General features: G+C 47.5%; 15 protein-coding genes. 5 read left to right on the top strand and 10 right to left on the bottom strand.

What is annotated here, in order from left to right:
* Positions 1 to 151 precede the first annotated feature (151 nt).
* From SPUTW3181_RS00465 to SPUTW3181_RS00475, 3 genes are all read left to right on the top strand, one after another.
* Positions 152 to 1054 (top strand): homocysteine S-methyltransferase family protein, encoded by a 903-nt coding sequence (locus tag SPUTW3181_RS00465; protein WP_011787508.1) that lies wholly within the window; start codon positions 152 to 154, stop codon positions 1052 to 1054.
* A gap of 9 nt (positions 1055 to 1063) precedes the next feature.
* Positions 1064 to 2461, top strand: a complete 1398-nt coding sequence (locus tag SPUTW3181_RS00470) for a basic amino acid/polyamine antiporter (protein WP_011787509.1) — start codon at positions 1064 to 1066, stop codon at positions 2459 to 2461.
* Positions 2462 to 2713: 252 nt separating this feature from the next.
* Complete coding sequence (locus tag SPUTW3181_RS00475) at positions 2714 to 4873, top strand: TonB-dependent siderophore receptor (protein ID WP_041408288.1); 2160 nt, start codon at positions 2714 to 2716, stop codon at positions 4871 to 4873.
* Between the two features lie 138 nt (positions 4874 to 5011).
* Here the strand turns inward: SPUTW3181_RS00475 and cyoE are convergent, their stop codons facing one another.
* The 6 genes from cyoE to SPUTW3181_RS00505 all read right to left on the bottom strand — a co-directional run bounded on the left by cyoE (position 5012) and on the right by SPUTW3181_RS00505 (position 10573).
* Positions 5012 to 5959, bottom strand: coding sequence for a heme o synthase (cyoE, locus tag SPUTW3181_RS00480; RefSeq protein ID WP_011787511.1), 948 nt, complete (start codon positions 5957 to 5959; stop codon positions 5012 to 5014).
* A gap of 13 nt (positions 5960 to 5972) precedes the next feature.
* Entirely contained in the window at positions 5973 to 6314 is a 342-nt protein-coding gene (cyoD, locus tag SPUTW3181_RS00485) for a cytochrome o ubiquinol oxidase subunit IV (protein WP_011787512.1), read from the bottom strand.
* Positions 6314 to 6934 carry a cytochrome o ubiquinol oxidase subunit III gene (gene cyoC / locus SPUTW3181_RS00490; RefSeq protein WP_011787513.1) on the bottom strand — a complete coding sequence of 207 codons (621 nt, stop codon included), beginning with the start codon at positions 6932 to 6934 and terminating at the stop codon, positions 6314 to 6316. The genes cyoD and cyoC overlap by 1 nt, the downstream gene beginning before the upstream one ends.
* Before the next feature lies 1 nt (position 6935).
* A complete protein-coding gene (gene cyoB / locus SPUTW3181_RS00495) occupies positions 6936 to 8915 on the bottom strand; it encodes a cytochrome o ubiquinol oxidase subunit I (protein WP_011787514.1) in 1980 nt (659 codons plus the stop codon).
* Between the two features lie 2 nt (positions 8916 to 8917).
* A complete protein-coding gene (cyoA, locus tag SPUTW3181_RS00500) occupies positions 8918 to 9994 on the bottom strand; it encodes a ubiquinol oxidase subunit II (RefSeq protein WP_011787515.1) in 1077 nt (358 codons plus the stop codon).
* 189 nt (positions 9995 to 10183) lie between these two features.
* Complete coding sequence (locus SPUTW3181_RS00505; protein WP_011787516.1) at positions 10184 to 10573, bottom strand: hypothetical protein; 390 nt, start codon at positions 10571 to 10573, stop codon at positions 10184 to 10186.
* Between the two features lie 400 nt (positions 10574 to 10973).
* Between SPUTW3181_RS00505 and SPUTW3181_RS00510 the strand changes: the two genes are divergently transcribed.
* Both SPUTW3181_RS00510 and SPUTW3181_RS00515 read left to right on the top strand, forming a co-directional pair.
* Positions 10974 to 14624 carry an EAL domain-containing protein gene (locus SPUTW3181_RS00510; protein WP_011787517.1) on the top strand — a complete coding sequence of 1217 codons (3651 nt, stop codon included), beginning with the start codon at positions 10974 to 10976 and terminating at the stop codon, positions 14622 to 14624.
* A 78-nt stretch (positions 14625 to 14702) separates the two neighbouring features.
* Positions 14703 to 15179: a hypothetical protein gene (locus SPUTW3181_RS00515; protein WP_011787518.1), complete on the top strand. Its 477-nt coding sequence runs from the start codon at positions 14703 to 14705 to the stop codon at positions 15177 to 15179.
* 65 nt (positions 15180 to 15244) lie between these two features.
* Here the strand turns inward: SPUTW3181_RS00515 and SPUTW3181_RS00520 are convergent, their stop codons facing one another.
* The 4 genes from SPUTW3181_RS00520 to SPUTW3181_RS00535 form a co-directional block, all read right to left on the bottom strand.
* Positions 15245 to 16717 carry a DUF3300 domain-containing protein gene (locus SPUTW3181_RS00520; protein WP_011787519.1) on the bottom strand — a complete coding sequence of 491 codons (1473 nt, stop codon included), beginning with the start codon at positions 16715 to 16717 and terminating at the stop codon, positions 15245 to 15247.
* Positions 16718 to 16856: 139 nt separating this feature from the next.
* Complete coding sequence (locus tag SPUTW3181_RS00525; protein ID WP_011787520.1) at positions 16857 to 18221, bottom strand: ATP-binding protein; 1365 nt, start codon at positions 18219 to 18221, stop codon at positions 16857 to 16859.
* Complete coding sequence (locus tag SPUTW3181_RS00530; protein WP_011787521.1) at positions 18214 to 18909, bottom strand: response regulator transcription factor; 696 nt, start codon at positions 18907 to 18909, stop codon at positions 18214 to 18216. Before SPUTW3181_RS00530 ends, SPUTW3181_RS00525 begins: the two co-directional genes overlap by 8 nt.
* Positions 18910 to 18911: 2 nt before the next feature.
* Positions 18912 to 19214 (bottom strand): PepSY domain-containing protein, encoded by a 303-nt coding sequence (locus SPUTW3181_RS00535; RefSeq protein ID WP_011787522.1) that lies wholly within the window; start codon positions 19212 to 19214, stop codon positions 18912 to 18914.
* Positions 19215 to 19416 lie beyond the last annotated feature (202 nt).

Here is a 19416-nt window from a genome sequence, read left to right on the forward strand (position 1 = left end):
TTATAGCAATACCAATTGCACTAGCATCCGCATTCCTTTAACTTATACAGCCATCTAAACATCTGGATGTTTTTGCGGCTATTAAGGTTTTTATTTTAATAATCAGTACCTTGATAGATGACGTTGTACAAAAAAGGTAGATATTACGCTGATGAAGAAGCAGGCATTGTGGGTACTGGATGGTGGCATGGGACGCGAGCTGGCACGGCGAGGGGCGCCCTTTCGCCAACCTGAATGGTCGGCGCTGGCGCTGATGGAGGCACCACAGACGGTGCGCGAAGTACATCAGGCCTATGTGGCGAGCGGTGCCCGTATCATCACCACCAACAGTTATGCCTTGGTGCCGTTTCATATCGGTGCCGAGCGATTTGCCGCCGAAGGGGAAGCGCTGGCGGCGCTGGCTGGCCAGCTGGCCCGTGAGGTTGCCAATGAGCAACCGGGCTCGGTGCAGGTCGCAGGATCCCTGCCGCCGCTGTTTGGCTCCTACCGCGCCGACCTGTTCGAGGCGGACAGAGTGGGCGAGCTGGCCACACCGCTCATTCGGGCGCTGACGCCCCATGTGGACATCTGGCTGGCCGAAACCATGAGCCTGATTGCCGAGCCGCTGGCCCTCAAGGCGCTGTTGCCACAGGATGGCAAGCCGTTCTGGGTCTCCTTCACGCTGGAAGATGAAGCGCCGGGCTGCGAGCCTGCGCTTCGTTCCGGTGAGCGGGTGGCGGATGCCGTCACCGCACTGGCATCGGCCGGTGTGGATGCCATCTTGTTCAACTGCTGTCAGCCCGAGGTGATCGAGGCCGCGCTGACGGTGGCCGGTGACAGCTTGCAGGTGCTGGGTCGAGGGGATATTCGCCTCGGCGCCTATGCCAACGCCTTTCCGCCCCAACCCAAAGAGGCGACCGCCAACGACGGGCTGGACGAGATCCGCGCCGATCTTGGGCCGCTGGATTACCTCGGCTGGGCCGAGCGCTGGCGCGCCGTGGGGGCCTCTCTCATCGGCGGCTGCTGCGGCATCGGCCCCGAGCATATTCAGGCACTGGCCAGCCGGTTGCGCTAAGGAGAGCACATGAAAGAGAGCAAAATAGGCCTCTGGTCCCTCACTGCGCTGGTGTTCAGCTCCATGGTGGGGGCGGGCATCTTCAGCTTGCCCCAGAACATGGCCGAAGTGGCCGGTGCTCGCGCCGTGCTGATTGGCTGGGGCGTAACCGGGGTGGGCATACTGGCGCTCGCCGCGAGTTTTCTCTACCTGTCGCGGCTAAGACCGGATCTCGATGGCGGCATCTACAGCTATGCCCGCGCAGGCTTTGGCGATCTGGTGGGTTTTTTCTCCGCCTGGGGCTACTGGCTGTGCGCCACCATAGGTGTGGTGGGTTACCTGGTGATCGCGTTCGCCGCCCTTGGCAGCTTCGTCGATACCCCTGAGCAGATCTGGTTTGGTGACGGCAATACCCTGGCGGCTTTTATCGGCGAGTCCTGCATCCTCTGGGCGGTGCATCTGCTGGTGGCCCGTGGCGTGCAACAGGCGGCCCTGTTCAATCTGGTCGCAACCCTGGCCAAGAGCCTGCCGCTGCTGCTGTTCATCCTGTTCGCCTGCTACTGGTTTGACCCTGTGACCTTTGCGGCGGATCAGGGGGGCAGCACGCTTGCTGTGCCGGTCTCCGAGCAGGTGCGCAACACCATGCTGATCACCCTCTGGGTCTTTACCGGCATCGAAGGGGCCGCCGTCCTGTCGGCCCGTGCGAGAAACAAGCGGGACGTGGGCACGGCCACAGTGCTCGGGGTAGTGCTGGCGTTGCTGCTTTATGTGCTCATCTCGGTACTGGCGCTGGGGATATTGAGTCGCCCCGAGCTCGCGGCCCTGCCCAATCCCTCCATGGCGGGGCTGATGGCCCAGATGACAGGCTCCTGGGGCAAGGTGCTGATCAGTGTCGGCCTCATCGTCTCTGTACTCGCTTCTTACGTGAGCTGGACCCTGTTCTCGGCAGAGGTGCCCTACAGCGCTGCCCGCCACGGTGCCTTCCCGGCCATCTTCCGACGCCAGAATCGCAACGGCACCCCCATAGCGTCGCTGTGGCTCACCAGCCTGACGGTGCAGGGCTGCCTGCTGCTGGTGTGGCTGCTCGGCAAGGGGTATACCAACCTGCTGCTCATCTCCACCTCCATGATACTGGTGCCCTATCTGCTGATCGGCCTGTTCCTGCTCAAGCTTTCCTTGAGTGGCGAGGGCAATGGCCTGATGCGGACAGTGGCACTGGTGTCGAGCGGTTATGGCCTCTGGCTGCTCTATGCCGCCGGTGTGGAATACCTGCTGCTCTCCTTGCTGCTGTACGGGCCGGGCCTGCTGCTGTTTCTCTACAGCCGCCGACAGCTTGGTGACCATCAGCGGCTCAGTGGTCGCGAACGACTGCTGGCTGGGATAACCCTGGTGAGCCTTATTCCCGCACTCTGGTCATTTGGTTTTTGAATGACAATGGATGGCGATGAGATATTAATCGTCATCTTTTGGGTTTTTTAGCGATAAATGATTGTGGATACCTCACGGATCCCTTGTTCTTATTTATCCTAAATGAATCTTCAATCCTTAAATATCTCCCATCATGCTTTAACTGCTACTGAATCGTGGCAGGTTTGTTATCTATATCACACAAAATACAAATGAAAACTATTCGTAATAGTGTTACCGTATGCGTATCCTAAAGACACTACTGAAATGACTATGCGCTTCAATCTACTTCCTCTCGCTGCAGCTATTACTTTGGCGTTAAATCCTCTGTCCGTTTTGGCTGGGGAGCAATCTTCTACAGAAACAAAAGATCAGAATATCGAAAAAATTACTGTGATGGGTAAATATACCGTCAGTAGAACCATTGACACTGCCACAGGTTTGGGGCTGTCACTGCAGGAAACTCCGCAGTCTGTCAGTATTATGACGGCTGAGCGGATTCAAGATCAGGCACTCAATACCGTTGTCGATGTTGTTAACAATACCGTAGGTTTATCTTCCTCTAAAACAGATAACGTCCGAAATGGTTTTATGGCCCGTGGTTTTGCGGTGCAGAATTACCAGATAGACGGTGTGCCATTGTCTTGGAGTTTAGGCGGTGATGCGGGTGAGACAGTATCCGATATTTCCTTATATGAACGCGTTGAAGTCGTTCGTGGTGCCACAGGATTATTGACGGGTGCAGGAGATCCTTCCGCGTCTATTAACCTAGTGCGCAAACATGCCGATAGTGCCGAGCTTAAGGGCTATGTTGATGTTGCTACGGGTAGCTGGGATAAAAAACAAATTACAGCGGATGTTTCCAATGGCCTTAACGACAGTGGCAGTGTGCGTGGTCGTATGGTGGCTAAATATGTCAATAGCGATTCCTATCAGGATCTTTATCAAGATCGTAAGACCATTCTTTATGGTGTAGTGGATTCAGACATCACTGAAAACACTATGCTGCGCGTCGGCGGTAGTTACAATAACAATAACCCCAAAGGAGCGATGTGGGGCGCCTTACCCGCAATGTTCAGCGATGGTTCTGCGACAGATTGGGATGTTTCTGCCACAACGGCCGCAGACTGGAGTCGTTGGGAAACCACCAACATCAACTATTTTGCTAATTTGAATCATTATTTCAGTAATGGTTGGCAATTGGTGGCGAACTATAATCGCATGGAATACGAAACTACCACCAAAATGATCTATATGTCCGGTTTGCTGGATAAAGAAACCGGTGCAGGATTAAGTGGTCAGCGTTATCACAGCCATGGTGAAAGTAACTCCGATAATTTTGATTTCCAATTGAAAGGGGATTACCAGCTCTTTAACCGTGAGCATCAATTTGTGGCAGGGGCTTTGTACAGCAAACAGAAATCCTATGCTGATACCTATGAGCCTATCCGTGAAGACATGACGGGTTGGGACTCAAAGGTGGTTGAAAACTTTTATGATTGGCGCAGTAACACCTTCGATGAGCCGCAGTGGTCAACGGACGCTAATCGTCAGTTAAATATGGATACTGAACAGAAAGGTTTCTACGCGGCAACTCGGCTGACGATTACCGATGATTTTAAAATCATTGCTGGTGGTCGTATTTCTAGCTGGAATCGTGAAGGGGTCAGCTATGGTACTAGCACTAATTTTGGTGATGATGGTGTATTTGTACCTTATGTTGGCGCACTGTATGACATTAACGAAGAGCATCGGGTTTACGCCAGTTATACTGAAATATTTAATCCGCAGAATGTGACTAATGCCTACGGAGAATATATAGATCCCTTAAAAGGCAAAGCCTATGAAGTGGGTTTGAAGAGCGCTTATTTGGACGATCGTCTACATACTACAGTAGCGCTGTTCAAAATTGATCAGGACAATCTGGCAACGCCAGATGGAACTGTCACCATTGACGGCAAACCAGTGACTAATTACAAGGCTGCTCAAGGTACTGAAAGTACTGGCTTTGAGTTAGAAGTTGTGGGTGAATTTATTGATGGCTGGAATATTTCGGCTGGTTATTCTCAATTCACCGCTGAAGATGCCGAAGGCAGTAAAGTGGAGACCACGAGCCCTCGTAAACAGTTTAAACTCTTTACTACCTATCAGTTTGTTGACCATTTACCTGAGTTGACCGTGGGTGGTGGTGTTAACTGGCAGAGCGACAGTTACTCGCAGAGCGGTGGCGTTGTCATTGAGCAGGAGGCATATTCGCTTGTTAACCTGATGGCTCGTTATAATCTAGCGGAAAATATGGATCTGCAACTGAACCTCGAAAACCTGCTGGATGAAAAATACTATGCCTATATGTCAGCTTCTGGACTTTCATACAGCATATATCACTATGGTACCCCTAGAAATGTAACTGTTAGTTTTAACTATCGTTTCTAAGGTTTACTTGCTGCAAACTGGTGGTCACCTAAGGTTGACCACCAGTCCTCATTTTTACCCATTTGCAATTAGCTAACATTAAGATTTATGGTAAGAGTTAGCCTCACCAATCATTTTTATGAGTACGACTTTACTGGGCTACTTTACTAAGGTGAATAGGTTTGTTTGACCTATGACTTGCTCCTTTATCACTTGAGAATCCAGCGCCATGGTTATGCTAAGCGCCATGATAGTGATAATTGAAAAACCAAACACTTGGCGAGCCCAGCGTTGGATATCGACGCCGTGACGATAACCTTTTAATGCCATGGCAAGCCACCACAGGCTGGTTGCGCAGGTGACCGCCATAAAGGCGATACCTGTGTAACCCGCGAGTGGCAACAGCGCACTGACTAAGGCGAACACAGCAATATAAAGCACGATATGCAGTTTTGCTTTGGTCATGCCCTCTGCAACCGGCAGTACTGGAATATTGGCTGCCGCATAGTCATTAAAACGGAAAATCGCGATGGCATAGGAATGTGGCATCTGCCATAGACTGAACATCAACAGCAAAATAGCTGCACCCATGTCCATTTGCCCTGTCACGCTGCAATAGCCAACCACGGGCGGTACTGCGCCCGAGAAGCTGCCAACCAAAGTACCATACACTGAGTTACGTTTCATGTAGAGGCTATAAACCCCCACATAAACGATGTAACCAATAACGGCAAATAGCAGGGCTAATGCATTGGTAAACAAGGCTAAGATGCTAAAGCCTAACACACCTAAGGCGAGTCCAAACGCGAGTACGTTACCCACGGCAATTTCGCCCGTGACGGTCACGCGTTTGCAGGTGCGCTGCATCTTGGCGTCGATATCACGGTCAATACAGTTATTGACAGCGCAGCCCGAGGCCACGACCAAGGACAATCCCACTAAGCTCGCTAGCATCAAGGCCAGATTTACGTCGCCTTTGGCGGCTAATAAAAAACCGCCAGCAACGGAAATCAGATTCCCGAAAATGATGCCAGGCTTAGTCACCTGCACATACCCTTTGAAGCGTGCTTTGTATTGCGGTGACATAAATCTGTCTTGTGTATACATAGACTGTTTCTCGTTACATCATCAAAGCGTTGGCTTCGAGTATGATCCACACCGACAAGCCGACTACCATGACAATGATCAGGGCGGTAAACAGGAAGGAGAAGGTATTTACTTTGCCTTCTTTCGAGAAATCTAAGTGCAAGAAGTACTTAAGATGTACCACTATCTGCACTATCGCCATCACTAGCACTAAGCTAAGGGTGGTCGCTTTCTCGAAGTGATGGGTCATTACGGCCCAAAATGGAATGGCGGTTAATACCACTGACAGCACAAAGCCCATTAGATATGACTTAATGCTCGCGGCCAGATCGTCAGTGCCATGGCTAGGCTTATCAGTATGACTATGTGCGCTCATTACAGTGCTCCCAATAAATACACGACCGTGAATACACAAATCCACACTATGTCGAGGAAATGCCAAAACAAGCTTAAGCAGCTCAGGCGGGTGATGCTGCGATGACCTAAACCGGTTTTCGCCACTTCAATCATCATAATCGCCATCCAAATCAGACCTGCGGTCACGTGCAAACCGTGCATACCGACAAGGGTGAAGAAGGACGACAGGAAAGCGCTGCGCTGTGGGCCATTGCCGTGTTCAATCAGGTGATGGAATTCATAGACTTCCATCCCGATAAACACACAACCGAGGGCGAAGGTCACGAGTAACCAAGCTAAGGTCGCGGCTTTGTTGTGGCGCTTAGCAAAAATCAGCGCCATGCCATAGGTAATACTACTAACGAGCAGGGCGGCAGTTTCGATCAGCACAAAGTCCAATTCGAAAATGTCTTTACCCGAAACGCCACCGTCCGTGTTCATGTAGAGCACAGCATAGGTTGCGAAAACCGAGGCAAACAAAATGCAGTCGGTCATCAGGTAAATCCAAAAACCAAACAGAGTGTTGCCACTCGTATCATGGTGTTCGTGATGATCTTCTGCGTGAGCTACTTCTAAATCTGCTGGGATTGCAATACTCATATCAGCCCCTTACTACATTGTTTAAGTGGGCATTTTCAATGCGAGCCACTTCATCGGGTTGCACGTAATAGTCGACGTCATTGTTATAGGCACGGAATAAGAACACGATAAACGCGCCCACTAAGCCCACAATGGCTAACCAGAGAATGTGCCAAATAGCGGCAAAACCCGCGGCAGTGATCCCCAGCGCCATTAAGATACCGCTTGAGGTATTTTTCGGCATATGGATTGGCTGATAGTGTTTGAGGCCTTCATAAGCCAAGCCTTTTTCTTTCGCATCGGTAAAGGCATCGATATCAGCAACCTGTGGCAGCTTAGCGAAGTTATAGAACTGGGGTGGGGAAGCGGTTGACCACTCTAAAGTATGGCCATTCCATGGATCGCCCGTAGTATCGCGGTTTTGGTCGCGGTCACGGATACTCACGTACAGTTGGATAAACTGCAGAATGATACCGACCATGATGATGCAAGCACCCACGGCGGCTAAGTAGATCCACAGGTTCCATGCTGGGTTATCCGTATGACTAATTCGGCGCGTCATACCCATAAAGCCCAGTACGTACAGCGGCATAAAGGCCACGTAGAAACCGATTTGCCAGCACCAGAATGACGCTTTACCTAAACGTTCATTCAAGTGGAAACCTGTCGCTTTCGGGAACCAGTAAGCAAAGCCAGCTAAGTAACCAAATACCGCACCACCAATAATAGTGTTATGGAAATGCGCGATTAAAAACAAACTGTTATGTAGAACGTAATCGGCTCCCGGTAAGGCTAATAGCACACCTGTCATACCGCCTATGGTGAAAGTCACCATAAAGCCTAGCGTCCACAACACAGGTACAGTTAACCTTAGGCGGCCACGGTAGATAGTGAACAACCAGTTAAACAGTTTCACCCCGGTTGGAACCGCAATCACCATAGTCATCACCCCGAAGAAGGCGTTGACGTTGGCACTGGAGCCCATAGTGAAGAAGTGGTGTAACCAAACGATGAAACCTAAAATTGAAATCGCACCGCTCGCCCACACCATAGAGGTGTAACCGAACAAACGCTTAGCCGTAAAGGTTGAGATCACCTCGGAGAAAATACCAAAAGCAGGCAAAATCAGGATGTAAACTTCAGGATGCCCCCACGCCCAAAATAGGTTGATATACATCATGGAGTTACCGCCACCGTCATTGGTGAAGAAGTGGAAATCCATGTAACGGTCGAGCGTTAACATGGCTAACACGGCGGTTAAGATAGGGAACGACGCGACGATCAAAATGTTCGCCCAAGTACAAGTCCAAGTGAAGATTGGCATTTGCATCAGCTTCATGCCGGGGGCGCGCATCTTCAGTACGGTGGCGATAAAGTTCACCCCGGTTAAGGTTGTCCCTATGCCCGAAATCTGCAGTGCCCAGATATAGTAATCGACCCCAACCCCCGGACTGTAAGCCAGTTCTGAGAGTGGTGGATACGCCACCCAACCTGTCTTAGCAAATTCACCTAAACCCAATGAAATATTGATCAGCACAGCGCCAGAGGCGGTCAGCCAGAAACTGAGGTTATTCAAGAAGGGGAAGGCAACGTCGCGTGCGCCAATCTGCAGCGGCACGACTAAGTTCATTAGACCTATCATAAATGGCATCGCCATAAAGATAATCATGATCACGCCATGGGCGGTGAAGATTTGGTCGTAATGTTCAGGCGGCAGATAACCTGCGGCGCCGTTGGTGGCAAGTGCTTGCTGGGTACGCATCATAATGGCATCGGAGAAGCCACGAATAAGCATCACCAAAGCCAACACTATGTACATGATACCAAGGCGTTTATGGTCAACAGAGGTTAACCAGTCGTGCCAGAGTACGCTCCATTTTTTGTGTTTAGTGATCAAGGCTGCGATATACAAACCCACCACCGCGACGACCGCTAAGGTCACCATGATGATAGGCTCGTGATACGGAATCGCATCTAAGCTTAATTTACCGAGAAATGACATGATTACTCCGCCTCCACTTTGTGAGTGGATGAGTGCTCTAAGGATAAAGGTTCTGTGGATGAATCCTGTGTTGATGACGGTGCAGAAGGTGTTGAGCTATCCATGTCGGCCATGTTCTGTGTATTTTCCATCGCGTGCTCGCCTGCCATATGTGCCATGTCAGATGTGTGCTCAGTGCCCATGTGTTCCATGCCTGCGTGCATGTCCATTCCTTCGTGACCTTTCATGCCCTCATGTGAGTCCATGTGCATGTACTGCATCACGATTTGGTCAAACATCCCTTTGCTGACTGAGCCAAAGTATTCAACCGGATGGTATTCACTCGGTTTAGCCAGTGTGGCATAGGCCGCTGAGTCCAATGTCTTACCCTGTTGCTTTAACTTGGCAACCCATGCCTCGAAGTCGGCAGGTGTTTGAGTGGCAATCGCTTTAAACTTCATGCCCGCAAATCCGGCGCCGCTGTAGTTAGCCGAGATACCGTCGAAGGTGCCTGGCTCGTTAGCGATCAAATGCAACTTAGTGGTCATGCCCGCCATAGAATAAATCTGGCTGCCTAACTGCGGGATGAAAAAGGAGTTCATCGCAGTGTCAGAGGTGATCTTAAAGTTCACCGGCACATTGGCTGGGAACGCCAACTCATTGACCGATGCCACGCCTTGTTCTGGGTAAATGAATAACCATTTCCAGTCCAGCGACACCACTTCAACCGTGACGGGTTTCGCTTCGTGTTCTAAAGGTTTATATGGATCAAGATCATGGGTCGAACCCCAAGTGAGCACACCTAGCACTATTACGATCACAATCGGCACTATCCACACTACGGTTTCAATCGCCGTTGAGTGTGCCCATTTAGGCGCATAGATTTCCTGATCACGGCCATCGCGGTATTTCCACGCGAAGTACAATGTCATGGCAATCACAGGGATAACGACAATGAGCATGAGTAGGGTGGCGACGATAATCAGGTGTTTTTCATCGATACCGATTTGGCCCTTAGGGTCCAACACACCGCCATCACAACCCGCGAGCATGAGTGCTACTGCCGCGATTGCTGCTTTACTTAATTTTCGAATTAACAAAGGAAGATTCCTCTAACCCTAAGGTTTACAACTCTGCCAAGCGTTAACCGGCAGTCACACTAAGCGGCGTTATCTGAGCGCAAATCCTGAGACCCAAGAGGTATGACACAACAATGTGCCGCCATTCCGAGGCAAATCGAAGATCCGCTTTCAGCGCTTAATGCTTAATTTGAATTTAAAAACAGAGGGTTAAAATGGTGGGGCGCGACAACCGTGGGCGGTATATTCGAGGGATTTTAGCCTTGGGGGTGCTAAAAAAAGTGAAGCGTTAGTTAAATCAAGATTATTGAAAAATTTGAAGCAGCAGTCGATTAAATGCCATAACTGCAGAATAACGAGGGGGTTGAGCAATAACAGGCTAAGCAGACTGGCGCCGATAAACTCGACTAAAAAGCTATCACTGAATACTAGCAGTTCGCCTATATCGACATAACCACCAATCAATATTGATAAAAGATCAACGATAGGCAGAACAAACAATACCCCAAAAAACAGGATAAGGTTTGTCATGCTAAAGTTGGTGAACCTGATCATCAGATTCAATCTTTCAGCAATAAATTGGCTAAGAGCTAATTTCAATTAATGAGTCCGGTTGAACGGGAAAAAGAGTCAGTTGGCAGAACAAAAAATATTCAGCATGCAACTTTTTTATGCGACGGGAGGATACCAAGAAGCGACGAGTGAATGAAAGTAGATCACCTATCTAAGGCGACATTTATATTAAAAAAACCTTAATTAAAACCAACTTGAAACATTTTATGTTAATAATTAACCAAATATAAACCTGTTAAGGTCTCAAAAATGCGTGAAAGTGTGACGTTAGGCATTCGTTGGTTGTGGTGAAGTGACTTATCCATCAGCATGACAGTGCTACACTGTTATGCCATGCGCCAAAAAATTATAGCGAGTCTGAAATCATCGGAGCAGTGCTAGCTTGAGGTTGATTTGGTTAATAGGGCATGATGCACAATAAAACAGTATGCATATCAGCATAAAGGGATTGAATATCAAATCGTTTACTCACTCTCTTAGGGTTAATTTTCTCATAACCTTAGCCTATGTCGTTGTAGGGAAAATAGGTTTAATGATTGCCTTACCGCCTGGATATTCGGCGGCAATTTGGCCTGCGGCAGGGATAGCCATTGCCGCTTGTATTTTATGGAAAGAGTACACTCCTTGGATTGGGGTTTTTATTGGATCTTTTCTCATTAATGCCAATATGGGAGGATTTGTTCACTGGAGTTGGCTACCCGTTGTTATCGCTATGGGTTCCAGCATTCAAGCAATATTAGCCGCCAAAATGATGAGTCGAATCGATCATCTTGTCACCTTAGATAGTCCTCATACTGTTATCAAATCCTGTCTGGGTCTCGCTTTAACCTGCATAGTCGCAACGGTTTGTGGCAACCTTGCTTTAGTTATTAGTGGCACTATCCCACAGTCTGACTTTCTCGAAAGCCTTGTTAATTGGTGGATGGGAGACTTACTCGGTGCGATCATTTTTATCCCATTGACTATGTTAGTGTTCGACAAACGGGATATTTGGCGATCCCGTCGTATCCAAACGGGGATACCGATGTTTGTGGGATTTTTATGTTGCGTAGGGATTTATAGCTATTCCGATATGAATCAAAGGCAGCAATTACAGGATAAATTTGAGATCCAATCGAATGCGATCATCAGCCGTATTGAAGGTTTTCAAGATGCCAATTTGCAGCGAATTATTGCATTAGCCAGTTTGTTTGATAATAGCGAACAGGTTTCTGTCGACGAGTTTATACAGTTTGGTAAGCGTACGTTATTACCAACGGATGGTGTCCATGCGTGGGTATGGGCACCTCTTGTTGCCGCAACAGAACAGGAAAGCTTTGAGATTGCGGCAAGTGCGGCGATCTCTGGTGCTTATAATGTGAAGCGTCCACAAAATTGGCAAGTTAATACCGATGGTTGGTTAGTGCCTGTTATGTATATACAGCCACTCACCAACCATGAAGCCGTGTTGGGAATGGATCTAAATAGCGAGCCTATTCGGGCTGCTGCGATTGCAAAAGTCAGAACCACCCAAGCCCCTGTAATGACGGCTAAAGTCCAATTAGCGCCGGATTTCACAGGTCCTAGCGGTACTTTGTTATTTGCACCAGTGTTTGATCGCTTAGGAGAAATAGCGGGTTTTTGTACAGCCGTTATCGACTTACAACAGATCATCAATGAAGTTGAGCAAGTACAGGGATTGCAGTGGAAGCTTATTGATATGAGTGCGGGCGGGTCTTTGCTCTACTCAAATACCGACAAAGATTTCCCAATATTTTCGGACTATATATTTAGCGATAAGAATGGGCATTTTTTTCAAGCTAATCTAATGTTTGCCGATCGCCATTGGCACATAGTGCTTTACCAGTCCTATACGATGCTAATGGGCGATACCTTTAGTTTGTCGTTGCTGATGTTGCTCCTTGCCTTTACAACCTGTGCAGTTATCGGAGGTTTGACCTTAGTGTATTCCGGTGAGCACCATCGGATTGCAGAAAAAGTGCAAGAAAAAACCATGGCACTGTCTAAAGAGATAGCACGTAGTCAGGCTTTCCAAGCCACCTTAGTTGAAAGTGAGCAGCGATATCGAAACTTGTTTGATAAAGCCCCTGTGGGGCATGTGCTGAAACAAGTGGACAATGGTCGATTTGTCGCCATTAACCAAGCCTTTACCGATATTACGGGTTACTCACTCGATGAACTTAATCAACTCGATCCTTGGGAGTTAACCCCCAAGCGCTATCAATTAAGTGAAGCTGAGCAATTAGAACGCTTAAAGCAAACTCGCCGTTATGGCCCTTATCAGAAACATTATCTACACAAGAATGGGCAATCAGTGGCAGTTCGCCTCAATGGTGCTTTGGTTACAGGTGCCAATGGTGAACAACTTGTGCTTTTTATTGTGGAGGATATTACCGAGCAGGAACGTACTGTTGCTAGAGTGAATCTGCTCGCGCAGGTATTCCAGCAGAGCGGTGAGGGCATCACGATTATAGATGCCAATGACATTATTGTGGATGTGAACACCGCGTTTTCCCAGATCACGGGTTATTCACGAGAGGACATTATTGGTAAAAACTGCCGCTTTTTAGAGGCTAAACGTACGGATAAAAGTATCGATCCTCAAGTCCGTGCAGCCCTCGAACAAACGGGATTCTGGCAGGGTGAGGTATGGGATAGACATAAAGACGGTTACGATTTCCCCAAATGGTTGATGATGTCCGTCGTGCGTGATGAATCAGGCGCAGTTAGTCATTACATTGGGAGTTTTACCGATATTAGTGAACGGAAAATGAGTGAGGAACGGATCCATTTTCTCGCTCACCATGATTCCCTAACATTGTTGCCTAACCGCCTGAGTTTACAGTCGAGTCTTGAAATTGTCTTCGGCGAAGCATTGGCCTCACAAAGCCAAATAGCGGTCATGTTTATCGATATGGATCATTTTAAAAATATTAATGACACCCTAGGACATCATGTGGGTGACCAATTATTGCTTGAAGTGGCGCGGAGATTAAAAAATATTGTTGATAATAATGACATTGTTGCGCGCTTAGGTGGGGATGAATTTGTAGTGGTATTGTCCGATACTAACCACGATGAAGTGGCGAGTTTAGCTGAAGCACTGCGTAGTGGCCTTAGCCAAACCTATATCATTGACAATAATTCTTTGCACTCTTCTCCCAGTATTGGCATTAGCCTATTTCCGACTGATGGCAATACTGTCGAAGCGTTAATGAAAAATGCGGATATGGCGATGTACCGCGCAAAAGCGGCTGGACGCAATAACTATCAATTCTTTACAGCGGCAATGAATACCTTGATTACCGAACGTCAACATATTGAAACGGGATTAAGGCAAGTACTGGCAAATGAAGAACTGCAATTACATTACCAGCCACAAATCGATATTCGTACAGGACAAGTGGTGAGTGTTGAAGCCCTAGTGCGTTGGCAGCATCCCGAGTTTGGTCTTATCTCACCAGACCGCTTTATTTCGATAGCAGAAGAAATTGACATGATTATTCCTATCGGCCAATGGGTACTTGAAACGGCGATGGCACAACTAGCCGCTTGGCGTGCCGCGGGAGCGACAAGGCTTAGAATGGCGGTAAATTTATCGGCACACCAATTGCGGAAAGACACGATTGTTGCCGATATCACCAATGTTTTGCTTAAGCATCAACTTGGTAAGGGGGCGTTAGAGTTAGAAATCACCGAGAGTGTTGCCATGCAATACCCTGAGCAAAATGCACGTTTATTGGCGGAACTACGCCAACATGGTATTGAGCTGGCTATCGATGACTTTGGTACAGGTTATTCCTCTTTATCCTATTTAAAACTTTTACCCCTAGACAGGCTCAAACTTGACCGTTCCTTTGTAAAGGATATTGAGACCGACCCTAACGATGCAGCCATTAGTGCTGCGACTATTTCTATGTCACATGAATTAGGACTAACGGTTGTTGCTGAGGGCGTCGAAAATGAAGCGCAACTCGTTCTATTATCGAGTATGGGGTGTGATTTAGTGCAGGGATATTATTTCAGTAAACCCTTGCCAGCCGAAGAATGTTTCCGTTTTATTCAGCGTAACTTATAGCCTTGGTTGGCGCTGCCTGGCCATAGTCTATACTTGAGCATATAAGTTTGTGCTCGTTAATGTGCTAAGGATGGTTATATGCAAGTTATCTTCACTAAAGGAACTCAGCGTTATGGTCAGTTACGTTGTGTGCGTATGGATGGCAGTGCTACAGAAACTAAAATGCCTGAGCAGGGGATTGCACCCCACGATATGATTCACTATGTGGTTGAAAAACGGCTACAGATCCAAGGGGCCTTTTTTTCACAGGTGAAAGCCGGTGCAAATATCAGTTTTACACTTGAGCATAATCAAGCCTCCCGTGCTGTTACCAATAAAGCTGAGATATGGCAAGTTGAGTCTATCGTTGAAACCTTGCAGTCCTTGCTGTGGCCGGGCGATACGCCGACCTACGACGAGTTTATTTATCTGTTAGAGCAGGCTAGCAGCAGCCGTAAGCTGGCGCTCCCCCAAATTAGCGAAGTGGATTTTGATCATATTCTTAACGAAATTATGGATCTGACAGTCGAATGGCAAGGCTTAGGTGAAGGCCAGTCGCTAACCTTAAAGTTTTAACCTAAAAGCACGTTTTATCGTGCTTTTAGGCTTAGGGCTATGGCCGACTAATTTGGCCATTCATATTACTCTCTATTACGGCGTTCTTGGCTTTGGGTCGATCTGCCTTTATTTTGATCTACAGCGCGAGTCGCCTGCATATTCTGGTTTTGGCGTGGTTCACTCTGCCTCACTTTAACTTCCTCACGTTGTCTTGGCACCGATTGTCTCGGTTGTTCCATGCGTTGTGGTTCAGACCGTTTAATCTCTTGGCGTGGGGATTCCACTCTTGGTGTTATAGCCCGTGAGTTTTCCTGTCGTTGTGGCTCCCTAGTTTGGTATTGTTTTTGTTGTATATCCTTGTTGGCCTGCATTTGTTTTGCTTGGGCATCACTGCGCTCCCTTTGAGTATGCACAGGATCACTACGTCCCTTAGTCGCGGGCATTTGTTCCGCATTGGCTGAGCGCCGCTCTTTTAACTCTGCCTTAGTATTCTGATAAGTTGGAGCGCGGTTATCACGCTCACGACTGTTGTAATTGTGAGTCTCTTTATTATTCCAGTCCTTATTGTCTTGGCGATTATGTCGTAAATCTTGGTTGGACTTTGAATATTGGCTGGTAGCGTGCTGAGCACTGCCGCTGGAGTGTGAATCGCGGCCACGATACTTGCTATCGGCATAGTAGCGTTGCTTAACAACAGGATTATGATAAACCACTCCACGTCTATGTTCTGGCTTATGTTTCCATGGTTGTGCACCGTGGCTAACACTGTATCTTTCCCGTGGGCGGTAGTGATGTGAATGCCTGTGATCTATCACAACCACTCTATGGCGATGCCAGTGGAAGGAACTGAAAAAGTAGTTAAAGGAAATATGAATACCAGGTGCCCAGTAAAAATGGCTATGGCTTGGACGGTAAGGATAGCCAGCATAACCACTAAACTCCCAGTAAACGGGTGGATAAGCCACACCCCATCGCCAAGTGCCATACACCACGCGAGGATCATAATAGGGGACGTATACAATTTCCCGCCTTACGGGTTCTATGATGATGTGATTATTTGCTCTGGTGATGGCCATATTATCCATATTAGCAAGACTATTGGCTTTATCTGCCTGTTGTCTAAGAGATTGAATACCATTCATTACTTGGCCTTCATCTTCAAGGAATGCTTCACCTAATCTTTGCGTCCAGTCGAGATCGTCACTCATTTTTTGTAATACAACGGGGAAAGCCAATAGTGCTTTTACGCTAGGATCCCAATCCTTGTCTTCAGCCTGCGACATTATCTGGTCGAGTGATAATTTAGGGCGTTGTGCTAGCCAGCGTTGTGCCTGTACGACTTCGAGTGGATAAGTCGAGGCGATAAGAATGTGCGTCAACAAGCTATCGGGGTACAGTGCGATAGGCGCTAACATTTGTTCGAGCTCGGCTTGGCTTACCGACGCGCTTGAACCTTGGCTTACGGATACGCCAGCGGCTTGAGTTGTGGGCGTGAAGGGCAGAGCAAATAATACTGCCGATAACACTAGCCAATTCCATCGATGTAATCTGTTCATGGTTCGCTCCAATAATCCTATGTGAGGATGTTATTGGCATCATAGGCGTTTGAATATGAACATAAGCTGAAAATGTTTTAAGGCTTTATAGGGAGAATTTAAAGGAGGGGATTTAATGTATCATTTTGAAACTAATAGATTAAATAGAGTGCACAAAACTCACGCTAAATTTGGCCCCACCTAAGGTTTCTGAATGCGACACTGAAATTCTGCCATTATAGCTGTCGACTAAATCTCGAACGATCGCAAGCCCTATACCATTACCTTGGCGATAGGAATCTGCTCGAATTCCACGTTCAAATATTTGATTTTTCAATAATTCACTGATTCCGGGGCCATCATCTTCTATGCAGATCTGCAGTTGATAGGCATCACCCGTTACAGTTAATTTAACAGTGGATTTTGCCGCTTTACAGGCGTTGTCGAGTAAATTGCCCAACATTTCAGTGAGGTCAGCGTCATCCCCCTTGAATACTGCTTGTTCGGCAATTTCAGAATGGAGATGGATTTGCGGCTCTTGATAAATTTTAGCCAAAGTACGCAATAGCTTAGCCGCCACCTCATCGACGCGGATCCCTAAATGCCAGGAGGCTGCCGCTGCAGTTTGAGCACGTTTCAGTTGGTGCCCAATGATTCTGCTTATCACCGACACTTGTTCACTCGAGGCTTCGCTTAAATCAGCTTGGCTTTTGATCACTGCGAGCGGTGTTTTTAGGCTATGGGCAAGATCGGCTAAGGCGTTGCGATAGCGTTTTCGCTGGGTTTGTTCGGTATTGAGCAGAATATTGAGTTGGCGTGCAACTGCTTGTAACTCCGTGGGGTATTGGCTACTTAACTGCATTGATTTACCTTGTTCAACCTCGTGCAGCTCTTGGGTAAAACGTGCTAGCGGGCGTAGCGTCCAGAGTAACCAACTTAACTGGAATACCAGCATGACTAACATCAGGATCAACAACCAAGTCCAAAGCTGCTGATTAAATTGGTCAATTTGCTGCTGGAATTCTTGTTCGTCTTTAATGATGTGGATGGTTACAGGTACGTTCTGATTTTGGCTGGCAAAGCTAACGCTAAAACTGTAAATCCAATGGGGCAGATCGGCGAGCTTGATTTGCTCAAATGTACTTTTGCCCATGTCGGGAATCGTAAAATATGCCGGAGGAGTGATGCCCATAAAAGACTGCGAATGCCATACAATACTTTGTTTGCCATTGAGATCTTGTGTGGTTGCTATGGCGTAGAGCCCTGATTGAATGAGATTAAAGCGATTTTCTAACACTAATTCAGGAATGGAGATCTGCGTATTTTCCACTTCTGTTACTGCGAGTATTGAGTAAACATAGGCACTGAGTTCATTTTTTGCGGCACTTTTCACTTGCTCGGTAAAGGCATCATTTAAGCCGACACCAATCAAAGGTAATAGCACTAAAATAAACAGTAGTGAACTGGCAACTAACCGAGCCTTAAGGGAGTTTATCACTTGCCATGCTAAAGAAGAGTTACTCATTTACACTGGATTCTGGTGCTAATATTTTGAGTCGATAACCTTGTCCCCGAAGGGTTTCTATCAGATTGTATTGGTTATCTGGGTCGAGTTTTTTACGTAAGCGACGGATAAAAACTTCGATGACATTAGAGTCGAGATCAAAATCCTGATCGTAAATATGTTCAGTGAGCACAGTTTTAGATTTCACTTCACCCGGATGTAGCATTAAAAATTCGAATAGCTTGTACTCAGAGCCGCTAAGGTTGATCAATTCATCCCCTTTACGGATTTCTAAACTGCTGGTGTTGAGGCTAAAAGGGCCGTTATAAACCAATGGGCTGGCCTTACCTGCCGAACGACGGATTAAGGCTTTTAGTCGCGCAACCAGCTCTTGGGGATGGAAAGGTTTAGTGAGGTAGTCATCTGCCCCAGCATCGAGTCCTTCCACTTTATCTTGCCAACTGTCCCTTGCCGTTAAAATAAGGATGGGAAAATCGCGCTCTTTTTGACGGACGCTGCGAATTAAACTGATGCCATCGAGTTTAGGTAAACCTACATCGATAATTGCAGCATCATAGTTACATTCGAGTGCTTGAAATAATCCTTCTTCGCCATCGCTTGCAACATCAATGCTGTAATGGGCATCAAGCAGATGCTGTTTTAAGTTAGTTTGTAGCTCTAGATCATCTTCGACTAATAGCAAGCGCATGGTTAGTTCCTCGATACTCTGCCCGTTGCGGCATCTACTGATACTGAAAACACTTGACCATTAGGATCGAGAATTTTGACGCGATAACCCGAACCACTTGATTGTACGCTCAATATTTTGCCTTGATATTGGCGCTGAGCCATAGCAACGGCTTGGTCTGGACTATTAACGGCTAAACGGCGCTGTTCATTCTGCACGCCTTGGTTGCGAGACTGATTGCGATCGGTGCGTTTATCATTTGCCGCCATACTGCCAAAGGAGGCACATAAGCAGACGATCAGTGCCAATGTCATACCAAGTTTCATATTCGTTACCCGCGAATGTTCAGCGATCTTAAATTAATGAGCTACAGAGATAGCCTATCGAGTCGACTAAGCATACCCCATCACTATAGAGATCCGTCAATTGGTTAGCGTAATTCCTGTGGAATTATCGTTGGCAATTTCCTTTGCTAACGGGCTGAACTCAATATCAGTTAGTCAGTCTTATCCTATGCCTAGGCATTTA

Source organism: Shewanella sp. W3-18-1 (assembly GCF_000015185.1).
GTDB classification, from domain to species: Bacteria; Pseudomonadota; Gammaproteobacteria; order Enterobacterales; family Shewanellaceae; genus Shewanella; species Shewanella putrefaciens.